18 protein-coding genes are annotated in these 16,077 nt (G+C 43.5%); 8 read left to right on the top strand and 10 right to left on the bottom strand.

Annotation, left to right across the window (positions count from 1 at the left end; all coding sequences use genetic code 11):
* Positions 1–287 precede the first annotated feature (287 nt).
* A complete protein-coding gene (pal, locus tag VIS94_07245) occupies positions 288–839 on the top strand; it encodes a peptidoglycan-associated lipoprotein Pal (GenBank protein ID HEY9160861.1) in 552 nt (183 codons plus the stop codon).
* Between the two features lie 45 nt (positions 840–884).
* On the top strand, positions 885–1,139 hold the full coding sequence (locus VIS94_07240) for a hypothetical protein (protein HEY9160860.1): 255 nt from the start codon (positions 885–887) through the stop codon (positions 1,137–1,139).
* Between the two features lie 115 nt (positions 1,140–1,254).
* On the opposite strand, the gene VIS94_07235 is transcribed toward VIS94_07240, so the two are convergent.
* From VIS94_07235 to VIS94_07195, 9 genes are all read right to left on the bottom strand, one after another.
* Positions 1,255–1,755 carry a 3-isopropylmalate dehydratase small subunit gene (locus tag VIS94_07235; protein HEY9160859.1) on the bottom strand — a complete coding sequence of 167 codons (501 nt, stop codon included), beginning with the start codon at positions 1,753–1,755 and terminating at the stop codon, positions 1,255–1,257.
* Positions 1,755–3,017 carry a 3-isopropylmalate dehydratase large subunit gene (gene leuC, locus VIS94_07230; protein HEY9160858.1) on the bottom strand — a complete coding sequence of 421 codons (1,263 nt, stop codon included), beginning with the start codon at positions 3,015–3,017 and terminating at the stop codon, positions 1,755–1,757. Before leuC ends, VIS94_07235 begins: the two co-directional genes overlap by 1 nt.
* Positions 3,018–3,038: 21 nt before the next feature.
* Complete coding sequence (locus VIS94_07225; GenBank protein HEY9160857.1) at positions 3,039–4,571, bottom strand: 2-isopropylmalate synthase; 1,533 nt, start codon at positions 4,569–4,571, stop codon at positions 3,039–3,041.
* A complete protein-coding gene (gene pssA / locus VIS94_07220) occupies positions 4,537–5,364 on the bottom strand; it encodes a CDP-diacylglycerol--serine O-phosphatidyltransferase (GenBank protein ID HEY9160856.1) in 828 nt (275 codons plus the stop codon). Before pssA ends, VIS94_07225 begins: the two co-directional genes overlap by 35 nt.
* A gap of 2 nt (positions 5,365–5,366) precedes the next feature.
* Positions 5,367–6,383 (bottom strand): ketol-acid reductoisomerase, encoded by a 1,017-nt coding sequence (gene ilvC, locus VIS94_07215; GenBank protein HEY9160855.1) that lies wholly within the window; start codon positions 6,381–6,383, stop codon positions 5,367–5,369.
* Positions 6,383–6,880 carry an acetolactate synthase small subunit gene (ilvN, locus tag VIS94_07210; GenBank protein ID HEY9160854.1) on the bottom strand — a complete coding sequence of 166 codons (498 nt, stop codon included), beginning with the start codon at positions 6,878–6,880 and terminating at the stop codon, positions 6,383–6,385. The genes ilvC and ilvN overlap by 1 nt, the downstream gene beginning before the upstream one ends.
* A 25-nt stretch (positions 6,881–6,905) precedes the next feature.
* A complete protein-coding gene (ilvB, locus tag VIS94_07205; GenBank protein HEY9160853.1) occupies positions 6,906–8,606 on the bottom strand; it encodes a biosynthetic-type acetolactate synthase large subunit in 1,701 nt (566 codons plus the stop codon).
* 34 nt (positions 8,607–8,640) lie between these two features.
* Positions 8,641–8,862: a DUF465 domain-containing protein gene (locus VIS94_07200; GenBank protein HEY9160852.1), complete on the bottom strand. Its 222-nt coding sequence runs from the start codon at positions 8,860–8,862 to the stop codon at positions 8,641–8,643.
* Positions 8,863–9,065: 203 nt separating this feature from the next.
* Positions 9,066–9,389 carry a PilZ domain-containing protein gene (locus VIS94_07195; GenBank protein ID HEY9160851.1) on the bottom strand — a complete coding sequence of 108 codons (324 nt, stop codon included), beginning with the start codon at positions 9,387–9,389 and terminating at the stop codon, positions 9,066–9,068.
* 136 nt (positions 9,390–9,525) lie between these two features.
* Between VIS94_07195 and VIS94_07190 the strand changes: the two genes are divergently transcribed.
* The 6 genes from VIS94_07190 (at position 9,526) to VIS94_07165 (ending at position 15,490) form a co-directional block, all read left to right on the top strand.
* Complete coding sequence (locus VIS94_07190; protein ID HEY9160850.1) at positions 9,526–10,998, top strand: CoA-binding protein; 1,473 nt, start codon at positions 9,526–9,528, stop codon at positions 10,996–10,998.
* Positions 10,999–11,084: 86 nt separating this feature from the next.
* The gene (gene hpt / locus VIS94_07185; GenBank protein ID HEY9160849.1) at positions 11,085–11,612 is read left to right on the top strand and encodes a hypoxanthine phosphoribosyltransferase; all 528 of its coding nucleotides are present in this window, start codon (positions 11,085–11,087) and stop codon (positions 11,610–11,612) included.
* 1 nt (position 11,613) lies between these two features.
* On the top strand, positions 11,614–12,441 hold the full coding sequence (locus VIS94_07180; protein HEY9160848.1) for a zinc-ribbon domain-containing protein: 828 nt from the start codon (positions 11,614–11,616) through the stop codon (positions 12,439–12,441).
* A gap of 98 nt (positions 12,442–12,539) precedes the next feature.
* The gene (gene ruvX, locus VIS94_07175; GenBank protein HEY9160847.1) at positions 12,540–12,959 is read left to right on the top strand and encodes a Holliday junction resolvase RuvX; all 420 of its coding nucleotides are present in this window, start codon (positions 12,540–12,542) and stop codon (positions 12,957–12,959) included.
* The gene (gene mltG, locus VIS94_07170) at positions 12,940–13,947 is read left to right on the top strand and encodes an endolytic transglycosylase MltG (GenBank protein HEY9160846.1); all 1,008 of its coding nucleotides are present in this window, start codon (positions 12,940–12,942) and stop codon (positions 13,945–13,947) included. The genes ruvX and mltG overlap by 20 nt, the downstream gene beginning before the upstream one ends.
* Before the next feature lie 85 nt (positions 13,948–14,032).
* Positions 14,033–15,490: an HD domain-containing phosphohydrolase gene (locus tag VIS94_07165; protein HEY9160845.1), complete on the top strand. Its 1,458-nt coding sequence runs from the start codon at positions 14,033–14,035 to the stop codon at positions 15,488–15,490.
* 2 nt (positions 15,491–15,492) lie between these two features.
* Here VIS94_07165 and VIS94_07160 read toward each other — a convergent pair whose 3' ends face one another.
* Complete coding sequence (locus VIS94_07160; protein ID HEY9160844.1) at positions 15,493–15,966, bottom strand: hypothetical protein; 474 nt, start codon at positions 15,964–15,966, stop codon at positions 15,493–15,495.
* Positions 15,967–16,077: the final 111 nt, after the last annotated feature.

The raw sequence follows: 16,077 nt of genomic DNA, 5'->3' as shown, positions 1-16,077 counted from the left end.
CTCACTTATTTTATCCCGATTGCAAACCAATGATAAAAAACAGCTTTCACAAAATATCCGGAGCAAATTAGTTAAGACATTAGTTAAGACATTAGAGTATTTTAATTTAAACAGCCTATAGAATGGCTTTACAAGCTATTCTGTGAGTTATTTTTATTGACAATACCTTTATGGCATTATAATAAAAAAATATGGTTATATTATTTGAATCTGAAACGATCCTTTTTCTGCTTGACCATCGATTGAGAAAGAGTAATTTACTTTAAAAAAAACAAAACAGGAGGAATATGATGAAAAAAAATTATTACAGATCATTTTTGGTACTATTTATAGCACTGGCATTTTTGGCAGCTGGCTGTGCAAAAAAGGCTGAGCCACCGAAACCGGTTGAAGAAGTAAAAGCTCCTGTTGCAGCACCGGCACCTGCACCGGAAAAACCGAAAGAGGAAGTAAAGATTCAGACTCAGGCCCCAATCCCAAGTCTTGATGATGAAATTAAAGCCCTTCAGGAAAAGAACATCTATTTCGATTTCGACAAATTCGACCTCAAGCAGGAATCGCAGGATATATTGAATCAGAATGCGACTTTCCTCAAGGCAAATCCTAATGTAACAATCCAGATAGCTGGAAATTGCGATGAAAGAGGTACTGTCGAGTACAACCTGGCACTTGGAGAGAGAAGGGCAAAAGCGGCCATGGACTTCCTTGTTTCACTTGGCATTGAGAAAGAGCGCATCTCTACAATAAGCTACGGCAAGGAAAAACCTCTGGATCCTGGACACACAGAAGAAGCCTGGGCTAAAAATAGAAATGATCAGTTCGTAATAATTAACAAATAAAACATCTACATAGAAAAAAATAAAAATTTAAAAGGAGATAGCGGTATGAGTAAATGGATCAATCTAGCAGTAGCATTACTTGTTGTTTTCGCAGTATCAGTTTCTTTGGGTTGCGCAAAGAAGGAAGAGGCACCGGCTCCCGCAGCAACAGAGCAGGCTGTTCCGGCACCTGAAGCAGCTCCGGCACCTGAAGCAGCTCCGGCTCCGGCAGCACCTGAAGCAGCTCCGGCTCCTGACGCAGCAGCTCCGGCAGCCCCGGCTCCTGACGCAGCAGCCCCGGCAGCACCACCAGCGAAGTAAGAGATCATTAATGCAAACCCCCCTTGTTTCTAAAAGCAAGGGGGGTTTTTGTCTGTATCTGGTATTGATTAATAAATTCTTTCTGTAACTTATTATCTTATATAGATATTTTTAATCAGATATTGTGCCGCTTCTTGATATGCTCAATAAGCCCTCCATCTTCCACGATCTCTTTAATAAAATCAGGCAGCTTATTGGAAATATACTTTTTGCCTGTTGTGATGTTTCTGATTACTCCCTCTTCTGCATTCACTTCCAGGACATCACCTTCTTTAATGTCTCTTGAAGCTTCAACGGAGATCAATATGGGAAGCCCCATGTTGAAGCTGTTTCGAAGAAATATCCTGGCAAAGCTCTCTGCAATGACACAACTTATGCCTGCGGCTTTGATTGCTATCGGTGCATGCTCCCTTGATGATCCGCAGCCGAAATTTTTCCCGGCCACAATAATATCTCCAGCAGTGATTTTTGATGAAAATTCAGAATCGGCATCTTCCATGACATGCAGTTTCAGTATATCCGGATCAGAATTATTCAGGTACCTGGCTGGAATTATAGCATCGGTATCAATATCGTCTCCGAAGACAAATGCCTTACCCTTCATCTCTCGAATCATTACATCACCTCCCCGGGTGATGATATTTTTCCTGTAATTGCTGATGCGGCAGCTATTGCGGGTCCGGCAAGATAGACCTCGCTTGTCCTGTGCCCCATTCTGCCAACAAAATTGCGGTTGGTGGTTGAGACAGCGCGCTCACCTTCCGCAAGAATGCCCATGTGGCCGCCAAGACACGGCCCGCATGTAGGCGGCCCGAGCACTGCGCCCGCTTCAAGGAATATCCTAAGCAACCCTTCCTCCTCAGCTTTCAAATACACTTCAGGAGTTGCCGGAAGGACAATACAACGGACATTTCTGTCAACACGCTTATTCTTCATAATGTCCGCTGCAATTCTTAAATCTTCAATTCTGCCGTTTGTACACGAACCGATTATAACCTGATCGATTCTTATAACACCTACTTCACTTATTCCTTTTGCCTTTTCAGGCAGATGGGGAAATGAAACCTGTGGTTCGATGTTAGCACAATCATATTCATATACCGATTCATAATTTGCATCTTCGTCGCTTTCATATATCGTGTATGGCCTTGTCGCCCTGTTTTCAACATAGGAAACAGTCTTCTCATCAGCCTTAATTATCCCTGATTTGGCACCAGCTTCTATAGCCATATTTGCAATGGTAAGCCTTCCGCTAAGATCAAGCGCATCTATTGCTTCGCCTGATATTTCCATTGTCTTATAAAGTGCTCCGTCAACACCTATCTTTCCGATCAGATATAAGATGATATCTTTGCCACCTACCCAGGGCATCAGTTTACCGCTGAAAACAAATTTCATGGTCTCAGGCACCATAAACCATACCTGACCGGTTATCATTGCCGCAGCAATGTCAGTACTGCCGACTCCCGTTGCAAATGCTCCAAGTCCGCCGTATGTGCAGGTATGGCTGTCCGCCCCGATAACAACATCACCCGGAAGTACAAGGCCTTTCTCCGGCAGAAGTGCGTGTTCCACGCCGCAGTTTCCGCCGTCAAAAAAATTTTTTATTCCGTGTTTTCCCGCAAATTCCCTGATCAGTTTGCATTGATTAGCAGAGTCTATATCTTTATTCGGAGTAAAGTGATCAAGCACGAATACGATCCTGTCAGGATCGTGAATATTTTGTACTCCTGAATTATAGAATTCCCTGATAGCTATAGGGGCGGTTATATCGTTAGCCAGTATTACGTCGACCGAAAGACGGATGAATTCACCCGGTACAATTTTTTTACCATCCATATGTGCGGACAGTATCTTTTCAGTTATTGTCATTCCCAATTGATTATTCCCCTTTGCCTTTTATATGCCCTTTCTTTTTTTTATGAATTCCATTTTATTTATCGCATTTACCAGCGCTTTTGCCGATGCAACAAGTATATCGGGGTCGGAACCATGACCAATAGATACCAGATCGCGGTCTTTCAGTTCAACAGCAACCTCACCCTGGGCATCTGTCCCGCCTGTTATCGAACTCACACTGAATCTCTGAAGTTCCGCATTGTACCCGGTCATTTTTATGATGGTCTTGAACAGTGCGTCTACAGGTCCGTTTCCAAAACCTGCATCCAGCGAAACCTCACCATCAATACTCAGCTGAACAGTTGCCGTCGGAATCGTAACCGTTCCTGAACTGACATTTATATTCTTCAATTCATACCTGTCCGGAATCCTGTAGATTTCTTCAATTACTATCGCCTCGATATCTGCATCATAAACCTTCTTCTTTTTATCAGATATCTCCTTGAAGCGGCTGAATACCTTTTTCAACTCATCTTCATTGAGATTGTAACCCATACCCTTCAGCCGGTTGTCCAGCGCATGCTTCCCTGAGTGTTTTCCCAGAACAAGCTGAGATTTGCCAATGCCCACTGTTTCGGGTGTCATTATTTCATAGGTGGTGCGCTCTTTCAGAAAACCATCCTGATGGATGCCTGATTCATGTGCAAATGCATTCGCCCCGACTATCGCCTTGTTCGGCTGCACTGGAATACCTGTTATATGAGATACCAGACGGCTTGCCGGGTAAATCTGAGAGGTATCGATTCCATTCTTCAGATGATAAAGGTCTTTGCGGACATTCATGATCATCACCGCTTCCTCGAGTGACGTATTGCCCGCACGTTCACCAATACCGTTTATTGTACATTCGATTTGACGGGCGCCAGCCAGAACAGCAGCTATTGAATTCGCTGTGGCAAGCCCCAGATCATTATGGCAGTGAACGGAGATAGTGACCTTATTAATATCTTTAACCTTGTTTACCAGATGTCTGATTAGGTCGGAAAATTCCTGTGGTGTAGTATATCCTACGGTATCGGGCACATTCAGGGTATCAGCACCGGCAGCGATTGCCGCCGAGAAGACTTCTGCAAGAAAATCCCAATCAGAGCGGGTCGCATCCTCTGCTGAAAATTCTATGTTCGGAGAAAGAGATCTGCATAAACCAACGGCATATTCAACATGCCTGAGGACCTCATCCCTTTCCATACGGAGCTTGTACTTGAGATGGATATCAGAAGTGGCAATAAATGTATGAAGCCCCGGATTTTTAGCTTCCCTGACAGCATCCCATGCCTTCAGTATATCCTGTTCTCTGGCGCGGCAAAGTCCTACTATCTGCGGTTTTTTTATCTCCGATGCTACCGCCTGCACTGCGTCGAAATCACCCGGTGATGTTACAGGAAAACCGGCTTCAATCTTATCAACACCAAGAAGTTCAAGCTGTTTTGCCACAATGATTTTTTCATGAACATCCATTGTGGCGCCCGGAGACTGCTCTCCGTCTCTCAATGTTGTGTCAAATATTATGATTCTCTCTTGGGATGGTTTCATTTATTTCCTCGCTTACAGCCTTCCTGTTCCTGAAGAAAAGGTACTGGATAATATTGGAAATTACCCCGCCGATTACGAAGGTCATTGTAAGGAGGAAAGCCATCATTTCAGGCTTGTAAGCCACCACCATAAGCAGCAGCACACCTGCAACCAGGAGCTGGAACGGATGGGCCTTTATGTAAGTTACATGTTTGAAGCTCGGATATTTTATGGTGCTGACCATAAGAAATGCCAGGAAAAAAACGCCTGCAAGAATAGGAACACCTTTGATCGATTCAATAAACGAGACCGCATATGGAATGTTCTGATATTCACCCATCGTTCCATAAATAAGAAGTATACTGGCGAGCGTCACTGCTGCAACAGGGATTGGAAGGCCGGTAAATTTCGTCCCGTCGCCGGTTGTATCAGTATTGAAACGCGCCAGCCTCAAGGCACCACAGGCGACATAAACAAAACCCGCAAGAAATCCCATCCTGCCGAATTCTGAAAGTTCCCACAGGTAAACCATTATTGATGGGGCTACTCCGAAACATACAAGATCACACAGGGAATCATATTCCTTACCGAAGGCTGAAGTTGAATTGGTTGCCCGTGCTATTCTTCCGTCAACTCCATCGATGAAACCAGCCAGAACAATCATGATTGCAGAATTATAAAAATTACCTTTCAGTGAAAACATTATTGAAAAGAATCCGAAAAACAGCCCTATTGTTGTGACAAAATTCGGCAATAAGGGGATTCTGTTTTTCAACCCTTCATTACTAAATCTTCTGAATCTTCTTTTCTTCATGATCAGTTCTCCTGTCTGTTTACCTTTCTTCCTTCTTTGAGCCATGGCATCATTGCCCTGAGCTTTTCTCCCACTTTTTCTATCAGGTGCTCTTCTCCTTTCTTTGTCAGATCATCGAAGACAGGCCTTCCAGCGGCATTTTCACTTATCCACTCCTCGGCAAATTTCCCGTTTTGAATATCCGTGAGAAGCCCTTTCATTTTTTCCCTTACATTCTTATCAATAAGTACAGGGCCTTTTGAAATGTCGCCATACTGTGCAGTATTACTGACAGAATAGCGCATATTAGTGATGCCCCCTTCATATATCAGGTCAACGATCAGTTTGAGTTCATGCAGACATTCGAAATAAGCAAGTTCCGGGGCATATCCCGCTTCAACCAGCGTATCAAAGGCCGCCATGATGAGCGCAGTCACGCCGCCGCACAAAACCGCCTGTTCGCCAAACAGATCCGTTTCAGTCTCATCTTTGAATGTTGTCTCGAGGATGCCTGCTTTACCTCCCCCTATCGCACAAGCATATGACAGGGCCATATCTTTAGTATTGCCTGAAACATCGTTCTGAACGGCAATCAGCATGGGAACACCCCGGCCCTGGGCATACTCAAACCTCACCATATGCCCCGGAGATTTCGGGGCAACCATGAAGCAGCTCACCCCGGCAGGAGGAACAATCTGTTTGTACCTGACATTGAATCCATGAGCAAAGGCCAGATACATGCCATCCCTGAGATAAGGTTCGATCTGTTTTTTATAAATTTCGGGCTGAATCTCATCCGGAAGAAGTATCATCACGATATCGGAACATTTAACTGCATCACTGATGTCCATTACCTTGAGGCCTGCATTTTCAGCTTTTTTCCATGAACTGCTCTGCTCCCTCAATCCGACAACAACTTCGACACCCGAATCCCTCAAGTTGTTGGAATGGGCGAAACCCTGCGAGCCGTATCCGATTACGGCAACCTTTTTTGATCTGATCAGATCAAGATTCGCATCCTTGTCATAATATACCTTCATCATAGCTCGACTCCGCCTCCTTGCATTTCTCTTTCCATGACTACCGTGCCTGTCCTTATAAAATCTATTATTCCTATAGGTTTCAACATTTCTATGAAACCGCCCAGTTTGTTTTTATCTCCCGTGAGTTCGAGTGTATAGGATTTCGGGCATATATCAACCACTTTTGCCCTGAATATCTCTGCAATCCTCAACACCTCGGCCCTGTTTTCGTCCCTAGCCTGAATCTTGATCAGCACCATTTCCCTTTGTACACAATCCTTGCCGACATAGTCGACAACTTTAATAACATTTATGAGCTTGTTAAGCTGCTTTTTTATCTGTTCCAGCACCTGTTCATTGCCGCTTGTCGTGATAACCATAATAGAAATCTTGGGATCAAGAGTCGGGGCAACGCTCAAGGATTCGATATTGAATCCCCGGCCTGAAAAAAGACCTGACACCCTGGTAAGGACGCCGGCTTCATTGTCAACAAGTACAGATATTACATGCTTCATAATATGCTATCCTCTTACCTCATCCTCATACAAGCAGCATATTCTTGATTGGAGCGCCGGACGGCACCATAGGATACACATGCTCATCCGGGTCGACTCTGAAGTCAACAAATACCGGCCCCTTGATTTTAAATGCCTCTTTTATCGCACTTTCCACATCCGACGGTTTGTCTACAAGAAACCCGTTCGCCCCGTAAGCCTCAGCCAGTTTTACAAAATCAGGAGAAAAATTCATGGCGGTATGAGAATACCTTTTTCTATAAAACAGACACTGCCATTGCCTGACCATCCCGAGGTTGCAGTTGTTGAGAATCATTACCTTCACATTGAGACTGTATTGTACAGCCGTCGCCAGCTCCTGAATATTCATCTGAATTGAGCCGTCTCCGGCGATATCGATAACAGTCCTTTCCGGAAATGCAATCTGCGCGCCTATTGCCGCCGGGAAACCATATCCCATTGTCCCCAGACCGCCGGAAGAAAGAAACAGCCTCGGCTTGTTGAATTTATAAAACTGAGCAGTCCACATCTGATTCTGTCCGACTTCAGTCGTGATTATCGCATCTTCAGGGGAAAGCCTGTCTATGGTTTCAATAACATACTGTGGCTTGATCAATTGATCAGAGGAATCGTATTTGAGAGGCATATGCTCTTTCCAGTAATCTATCTCTTTATTCCAGGGCTCGATTTCTCTTCGAAGTTCATCAACGTCTTTTGATCTGTTCTCAAGCAGAGCAAGCATGTCTGTCAGTACGTTCCTGCAGTCGCCGACCACGGGCAGGTCCACTTTTACATTCTTGCTAATGGATGTAGGATCGATATCTATATGGATGACTTTTGCTTTTGGCGAGAATTCGTCGATCTTGCCTGTAACACGGTCGTCAAATCTGGCGCCAATCGAAATAAGACAGTCTGATTCATGTACGGCCATATTAGCATAGTATGTGCCGTGCATCCCCAGCATCCCGAGAAAACCTCTCTCACCTGCCGGATACGCGCCAAGTCCCATAAGCGTTAAGGCTACCGGTATGCGGGTTGTACGTGCAAATTCTCTCAACTCATCCGCCGCATTTGAAAGTATGATACCGCCACCGGCATAAATTACAGGCCTTTTGCTCCTCAATATTGTATCAACAATCCTTTTGATCTGCCCCGGATGTCCCTTATATGTAGGCGAATATCCCCGCAGGTGGACTTCTTCCGGATATTTGAATAATACCTGGGCATTCATGACATCCTTGGGAAGGTCAATCAGAACAGGCCCTGGCCTTCCTGTCCTGGCTATATAAAATGCTTCTTTTATTATCCTCGGAAGGTGATTCACGTCTTTAACTAAAAAATTATGTTTCGTGCATGACCTTGTGATGCCAACGATATCTGCCTCCTGAAAGGCATCGTTTCCAATCAGATGTGTCGATACCTGACCGGAAAATACAACAACAGGAATGGAATCCATGTATGCAGTGGCAAGACCTGTGACGGTATTCGTCGCACCAGGCCCTGAAGTGACAACGCAGACTCCCACATTTCCGCTTGCTCTGGCATAGCCGTCGGCAGCATGAACCGCACCCTGTTCATGCCTGACAAGGATGAACTCAATGTCTTTTGCATCATAAAGCATGTCGAAAATATCCAGGACGGCTCCGCCCGGATAACCGAAAACATGCTTTACGCCCTCGCACCTGAGGGATTCGATGAGCGCCAGTGCGCCCTTTATTTTCGTCATGCATTCCCCTTAACTTTTCAGGAAAGGATAACCTTCACTTTCTATGCATCCTTAGAATATCTTCAATTCTATCTTTACCGGCAAGCTTCAGCTTCTGTATTTCTCTTCGCTTCAGTTCATCTTCTGCGCTGAGATATTTCTTCCTGTTGAATTCATCGAGTTTTACCTTGTAATCCAGGTGCTCTTCCCAGAGTTTTTTCAGTTCAGGGTTTTCCGGGATGATTTTGTTTATGAGCTGCAAGTCTTTTTCTTCCATCTTCCTCACTTCCTTTATTTAAGATGTATTATCTGAAATAAACCATGTGCGAGCACTATGTCAACAAGGTTACCTGTGAGGTTCTCAAAGAATAATTAGGGGTTTTCTGCTTTTTAAAAAAATATCTTATACCAAAGTGAACTTTTCGCTACATTAACCTGGATACGCACTTTGCGGATAGAGTTACATAAGCATTTAACGATTTATGCTTTCTTCTTCTTTATTATCGATTTTTCCGCAGACAGCAGAGATTCCAGCCCTTTCGTATCCGCCCTGTTAAATTCAATTGCCATTCCAAACGGCGTGGTTCTCACAACATGGCCCTGAGTCCAGACAACCTTGCCTATACTCTCAGCATCTATATCGATAAAAACGTATGCACCTAATTTACTCAGATTGGATACTTTGATAAACATACCGCCCATGCTCAGATTGCTTACACGGCCTATGTATGTTTCAGGCGACTCCTCATAATACTGAGCCCTTAAATCGACCGGTAATCTTTCGTGTAATCTTTTTTCTTCCATGATGCCCCCCCTATTGTTGCAGAAAAAAATAGTAAGATTTATATTTAATTTATAATAAAAGAATTATACTAATTGGGCAACAATATATTTATGGACCCCCTGAATGACAACAATCACGGACAAGGAGATATGAAATATGGATGAAAGCTTAAGAAAAAAACTCGATGCAATGTTTTTCCCCGAATCAGTCGCAATCATAGGTGCTTCGGACATCCCCGGGAAATGGGGATTTATGATTACAACTGCAATATTAAGCGGAGGATTCAAGGGGAAAATATACCCCATCAATACAAAAAAGGAACTGATCCTTGACTTGAAGACCTATCCGGACCTTGAGTCGGTTCCAGACAAGGTTGATCTGGCAATAATAACAATTCCCGCAGTTCATGTTTGTAACGCCCTGAAAGATTGCATAAAAAAGGGTACTACATCGGTTGTTATAATATCCTCGGGATTTAAGGAAACAGGAGAAGAAGGCAGGAAACTTGAACAAGAAATCAATGAAATTGCAAAAGACTCGGGTCTTGTGTTCCTGGGGCCGAATACGATGGGGTCGATATCAACTCATGCCGGTTTGACTGCAATCGGCGTACCAGTCTTCCCTGGCAAAGGAAGCCTTGGAGTCATTTCCCAGAGCGGCAATATCGGCGTCCAGATTATACAATGGACCATCAACAGGGGTATGGGTGTATGTTTTTATGCAGGCACGGGAAATGAGGCAATTCTCAAAGCCGGCACGCTTCTGGAATATTTTGGAGAAAGGGATGAGGTCAATGGTATTGCCATGTACCTTGAAGGTGTGGAAAATGGCAGGCAGTTCATGGAAATTGCAAGGAAAACGACAAGGAAAAAACCTGTAGTGGCTCTGAAAACAGGCAGATCCAAGACAGGTTCAAAAGCCGCCCAGTCGCATTCAGGGGCAATGGCCGGATCATTTGAAACATATACTGCCATGTTCAAACAAACCGGGATAATTCAGGTCAAGAATCCTACCGAACTGCTCAATGTGGCAGGAGCAATGACGAACCTTCCCATACCTAAATCCAACAGGGTGGGAATAATGAGCCTGGGCGGCGGCTGGGGTGTCGTCACCGCTGATGAGTGTGAAAGCCAGGGCCTGGTCCTTCCTCCTTTATCTGAAGATATCATCGAAGAATTGAACAAGCATGTCCCAGCATACTGGAACAAATCCAATCCGATAGACCTTGTAGGTGAAAACAAGCCTGAACTGCATTTAAAGACACTGGAACTCCTGGCAAACTGGGACATGATTGATTCCATTATCACCCTGGGTGTTGTCGGCACACTTAAAATAGTTGAAGATTTCATACAGTCCCAGGAAAAGGTCCTCGGAAGCATATTGAGCAAAGAGCTTAAACTTTCAATAATAAAAGACCATATCAAGACTGAAAACAAGTTTATCTCGGAAATGGCACGGCTGCAGAAGGAAACAGGAAAACCTATTATTTCGGTTTCACTGGGCGAAGGCATCCAGACTTTGCAGCATACATCCTATGGACCGGCAATGTGCCTTACAACACCGGAGGAAGCGGCAAGCATTCTGTCTTATATGGCAAGCTATAGTCAGTATCTGAAAAATCTCGACTAATATGATTATAATTTGAGAAAGGAGAGCATGGAAGGGCTTGATATCACTGCATTGACACATTTCCGGCCATACTATATAAAATGATTATGGAATTACTCTTCAGTGCCAGTAAAATAGCTGATAAAGTCAAAAATATAGGCATGCAGATAAGCAAAGAATATCAGTCGAAAAATCTTTATATCCTTGCAATTCTCAAAGGCTCTTTTATGTTTGCATCCGACCTGGCAAGAAATATCAGCATCCCGTTCAATATCGATTTCGTTAAAATAACGACATATGGCAACAAGGACATGCCTGAGACCAGGCCGGTAGTAACTCTGGACCATAAGATTGATATAAAGGGAAAAGATGTCCTAGTTGTTGATGATATACTGGACACTGGGCATACCCTTTATGCTTTTAATGAAATGCTGACTTCCATGAAACCCAATTCTTTGAAATTATGCACGCTTCTTGATAAGTCCTGCAGGCGTGAGGTTGATATCAGTCCTGACTTCTGCGGGTTCAAGATAAATGACGGTTTTGTTGTGGGATACGGACTGGATTATGCCGAAAAATTCAGGGGTCTGCCTCAGATATACGTACTCAGTGAAGAGGAAATAAAACAGGGATAAAATGATAATAGTCTGCCCGAAATGCTCAAGCAAATTCAAGGTTGACGATTCCCTTCTGCAAAAGAAGGGAATAAGAATGAGATGCAGCGTATGTTCCAACATCTTCACGCTTGAGAAAGAATTGCCCGACCTTCTTGAACCTGAATCAGGCAAACCTGAAACGGAAGATATTCAGAAAAAACAAAACGGATATGATGAAAAATTCGAATCCGCCCCGCTTGATACAGGACTGACCTTTTCCGGTGACAAACATCGGGTTGTCGAGCAAGCAACTGCCGAGAAACCGGTTGTTGACAGAAAAACCAAACCGAGGAGCCTTAGAAATACTCTGACCGGTCTATTTGTAATGATCATAATAACAATAGCACTGATACTTTCTTACAGCAAAACCGGAAGACTGAAGATATTTGATGGAATAGGCGACAAGTCATCCAGGCAGGAAGTGGTTTATCCTTTCTCAATTAAAGATACAGACACCTCTTTCAAGTATTTCAACATTGGAGAAAATGGTCAGATCCTTGTAATAAAAGGTATCGTAATAAAAAATGAAAACAAACCTCTGAAATCTCTGCAGGTGGAAATAAGGATATACGCCAAAGACGGCAGAATGCTTGCCGCCAAGACCGTATATGCCGGTAAAGTACCGCTCGATACAGATTTCCTGTTAAAAAACGAGCCTGAAATTGATGCCATATTGACGGACGGCAGCAGTTCGCTCGGCGTTCTTTCCCAGGTTAACGAGATTCCTTTCTCTGTCGCCTTCTACGGCCAGCCGGTATTGAGCACATCATCGATCCAGGCTGAAGTAAAGGAATACATTTGGCAATAAGAGATATCAGCCCTTCCGGCAGAATAGTATTTGTCCTGGCGATTTTTAATCTTTGCAACTCAAAATAGTTATTCCAAAGACTGATTATGGGAATCATAATGGCAATTGATTATGGCGTTAAGAGGCTGGGAATTGCGATAAGCAATCCTGACAAGACCATGTCCGTCCCGCTGACGATAATAGATGTGCGATCCGACGATTCTCATTATGAATCCATTATGAAGCTGATCAGAGATTATAACGTTGAAGAGCTTATAATAGGCCTTCCTTACAACATGGACGGTACGCTGGGTCCTTCAGGATGCAATGTGATTCAATGGTCAGACACACTTAAAGAAAAACTTGGAATTCCTGTTAATCTGTGGGATGAAAGGCTTTCAACATATGAGGCTCATAACATGCTTGCCCAGATAAACATAAAACACAAAAAAAGAAAAAGGATTGTCGATTCTCTTGCTGCAAGTATAATTTTGCAGAACTACATTGACTCAAGGAATAATGATAAAGAAAAAGATTAAGATTACATTGATGACTGTTCTGGTTATTCTGATATGCGGCATAGCCGGGATTATCTCATTGTTTTTATATACACCGATATCTCCCGGCAGGCTTATTACAGTTGAGATAAAGCCTGGAACAAGCGCCTGGAAGATATCAAAAACCCTGAAAGAAAACGATATCATCACCAACGCACCCATGTTCATGGCCCTGGCCATGGTCAGGCAGAAGGCAAAAAATCTTCGTGCAGGTACTTATCGATTCGACGGCAACCACTATCCGGACGAGATATTAAAGATGCTGTTCAAGGGCGATTATGTCAAATACAGGCTTACCATCAAGGAAGGCTACAATATCTTTGACATCGCGGAAAGACTGGAATCGGAAAAAATATATTTTTCAAAAGATGATTTCATTAGAATTGCAATGTCAGAAGAAACCACAAAGGTATTCGGGGTGAAGGCCCCTAGCATGGAAGGTTTTCTATATCCGGACACATATGAAATAATACCTCACATGACGCCCAATGAGATAATTGACCGGATGGTGAACAGGTTCAAGGAGAAATATTCCCCTGAAATGAAATTGAGGGCAAAACAGATAGGCTTTACCGAGCTCGAAGTTTTGACTTTAGCATCAATGATAGAAAAGGAAGCCCAGTGCGAGAGTGAAAAGCCAATCATTTCATCCGTATTTCACAACAGGCTCCGTATGGGAATGAAGCTGCAGTCAGACCCGACCGCCATCTATGGCATTCCGGGTTTCAGAAGAGAGATAGAACCCTATGATTTAAGGAGAAGCACTCCCTACAACACCTATCTTCATCCGGGCTTGCCTCCGGGGCCGATCTGCAGCCCCAGCCAGAGTTCCATCAAGGCCGCCCTCTGGCCAGATGAAACAAATTATTTATTTTTTGTTTCAAAAGGAAACGGGCACCATCAGTTTTCACGTACCTACAGTGAGCACAGTGCGGGTATAGAAAATCTCAAATCCATTCAACGCAAATAAATCTTTAAAGTATATCCATATTTCTTTCGATAAATACTTTGCCTGCCAGGATAGCACTATAACTTTTAAAAGAAGGTTCTTAATCATGGCTGATACATCAGTGTCAACGAATGATAACAAACAGGACAATAACGAAAGAATTCTAATCGTTGATGACGATCCCGGAATCCTGGATACGCTCACTGAAATGCTGTCCGAGCAGGGGTTCGAAATACTTTCGGCCAGAGACGGTAAGGAAGCGTGTGCCCTTCTGGACTCCGGAGGGCTGCTATGTGTGCTGACCGATATCATGATGCCCAACATGACAGGCATTGAACTGCTGAAGAAAGTCAAGGAGAAAGATGTAAGCCTGCCTGTCATAGTAATAACAGGACATGCCTCTATTGAAATGGCCATCGAAGCGATGAAGCAGGGTGCATCGGATTTCATCACCAAGCCATTCAAAGTAAAACAGATTCAGTACATAATTAACAAGGTCAAGCGGGAAAAGTTAATACTTGAAGAGAACAGGCGCTTCTCGGAAGAACTGCAATTCCACCGTATGATTGATAATCTGACGGAACAGATAGAAGACAAATCCCAGGAGATAAATTCTCTTCAGAACATGTCCTACAGGATCACAAGGCTCAAGGGTGTGCATGAGATTATTAATGCAATTATCGATCTTGCCAGAGAATTGCTTTCTGATTCGCAGGTCAGTTTTCTCCCGGCAAACCAGCGTGAAGGATCGCTCGCAACACCTGAAGGAGATATTTATTTTGACGATAACTTCCTTAAAGGACACGTTTTAAGAAAAGAATGCACATGGAACAGTTCAAGAGGCATTAATACTTTCTTTCCTCTTATAATTGAAAACCAGATATTCGGGGTATTGAGCATTAAAACCCATGTCATGCTTTCTTCCGATAATGAACAGAAGATATTGTATCTGCTGCAAAGGACTGCGGAAAGAATGGAAAACGTGGTTCTTTACCAGGAACTTTATGAAAGCATCCTCTCTACACTTTATGGCATGGCAAAGATTATGGATGCCAGAGACCCTTACACATCCCAGCATTCGACAAGGGTGACATCAATTTCAATAATGCAGGCGGATTATCTGGGCCTGGGTGAGATAGACAGGGACATACTTTACATTTCATCAAAACTCCATGACATAGGAAAGGTTGGAATTCCTGATAACATACTTTTAAAGCCCACATCGTTAACAGATGAAGAATTTGCCATAATCAAAAAACATCCTGACATAGGTGCAGATATTCTTAAATCGATTTCCATAATGCATCGAGAGACAGAAATAATAAGACATCATCATGAGCGATATGACGGTAAAGGATATCCGTCAGGACTCAAAGGCGATGAAATTCCACTGCTTTCAAGAATCATAGCCCTGGCAGATACATTCGATGCAATGACTTCTGAAAGACCGTACCGCAGAGCCCTCAGCACAAAAGAGGCCATCATAGAAATAAACAGATGTAAAGGAGCTCAATTCGATCCTTATCTTGCAGAATCTTTTATCAAAGTGATCGATCAGTACTAACGCTACTTGTTTACTTTCTGTCCTCCCGGAACCGGCGTCACATTATTCAAACCCTGCTGTTGAGCGTCCGGTGTCGATGAAACACCTAGTCTGGATCTAAGCATCTGGATTTCGGAATTGAGCCTTGCATTTTCCTGGATAAGATACTGGCTTTGTCCGGCCATTGACCTCAGACTCGTATTTTCATTCTGAAGCGACTCAATCTTTGACTGAAGGGCGACAAGCTGGGCATTTGAGGGGCTCTTCAGCATGCTGTTATCCTTTTTCAGGCCCTCCACTTCTTTTGTCAGATCTGCATTAAGGCGTTCCATGCCGTCGATATAGCTGATGATATCCTTGAGCATCGCCTTGTAATCCTTTTCTTTCTCCTTATGATAGCCCCAGATATAGAAGCCAAGGCCGAATCCCACAATGAACACAACTATCGACATTATTACTATCGGATTGTATATGAATTTTTTATTTTCCCCCTGCATATCCACCTCCGGATAAAAACCTACGGAAGAATGCCTGCAACGTCAAGAGAATAACTGCCAGCTTGCATCATGTACTGGTACAGCGAATACTGCATACTGCCGGGCATTTAA

This window comes from Desulfomonilia bacterium (genome assembly GCA_036567785.1).
Classification (GTDB): Bacteria; Desulfobacterota; Desulfomonilia; order UBA1062; family UBA1062; genus DATCTV01.
The sequence above is the reverse complement of the archived record's forward strand: the minus strand, read 5'-3'. Positions and strand labels throughout refer to the sequence as shown.

Bases quoted from the DNA above. Each gene is read 5' to 3' on its own strand.
- VIS94_07235 (HEY9160859.1), bottom strand. From the start codon at position 1,755: ATGATTCGAGAGATGAAGGGTAAGGCATTTGTCTTCGGAGACGATATT.
- VIS94_07195 (HEY9160851.1), bottom strand. From the start codon at position 9,389: ATGGAAGAAAAAAGATTACACGAAAGATTACCGGTCGATTTAAGGGCT.
- ilvC (HEY9160855.1), bottom strand. From the start codon at position 6,383: ATGAAGGTATATTATGACAAGGATGCGAATCTTGATCTGATCAGATCA.
- VIS94_07200 (HEY9160852.1), bottom strand. From the start codon at position 8,862: ATGGAAGAAAAAGACTTGCAGCTCATAAACAAAATCATCCCGGAAAAC.
- ilvN (HEY9160854.1), bottom strand. From the start codon at position 6,880: ATGAAGCATGTAATATCTGTACTTGTTGACAATGAAGCCGGCGTCCTT.
- hpt (HEY9160849.1), top strand. From the start codon at position 11,085: ATGGAATTACTCTTCAGTGCCAGTAAAATAGCTGATAAAGTCAAAAAT.
- VIS94_07160 (HEY9160844.1), bottom strand. From the start codon at position 15,966: ATGCAGGGGGAAAATAAAAAATTCATATACAATCCGATAGTAATAATG.
- VIS94_07190 (HEY9160850.1), top strand. From the start codon at position 9,526: ATGGATGAAAGCTTAAGAAAAAAACTCGATGCAATGTTTTTCCCCGAA.
- mltG (HEY9160846.1), top strand. From the start codon at position 12,940: ATGATAAAGAAAAAGATTAAGATTACATTGATGACTGTTCTGGTTATT.
- pssA (HEY9160856.1), bottom strand. From the start codon at position 5,364: ATGAAGAAAAGAAGATTCAGAAGATTTAGTAATGAAGGGTTGAAAAAC.
- ruvX (HEY9160847.1), top strand. From the start codon at position 12,540: ATGGCAATTGATTATGGCGTTAAGAGGCTGGGAATTGCGATAAGCAAT.
- ilvB (HEY9160853.1), bottom strand. From the start codon at position 8,606: ATGACGAAAATAAAGGGCGCACTGGCGCTCATCGAATCCCTCAGGTGC.
- pal (HEY9160861.1), top strand. From the start codon at position 288: ATGATGAAAAAAAATTATTACAGATCATTTTTGGTACTATTTATAGCA.
- VIS94_07225 (HEY9160857.1), bottom strand. From the start codon at position 4,571: ATGAAACCATCCCAAGAGAGAATCATAATATTTGACACAACATTGAGA.
- VIS94_07165 (HEY9160845.1), top strand. From the start codon at position 14,033: ATGGCTGATACATCAGTGTCAACGAATGATAACAAACAGGACAATAAC.
- VIS94_07240 (HEY9160860.1), top strand. From the start codon at position 885: ATGAGTAAATGGATCAATCTAGCAGTAGCATTACTTGTTGTTTTCGCA.
- VIS94_07180 (HEY9160848.1), top strand. From the start codon at position 11,614: ATGATAATAGTCTGCCCGAAATGCTCAAGCAAATTCAAGGTTGACGAT.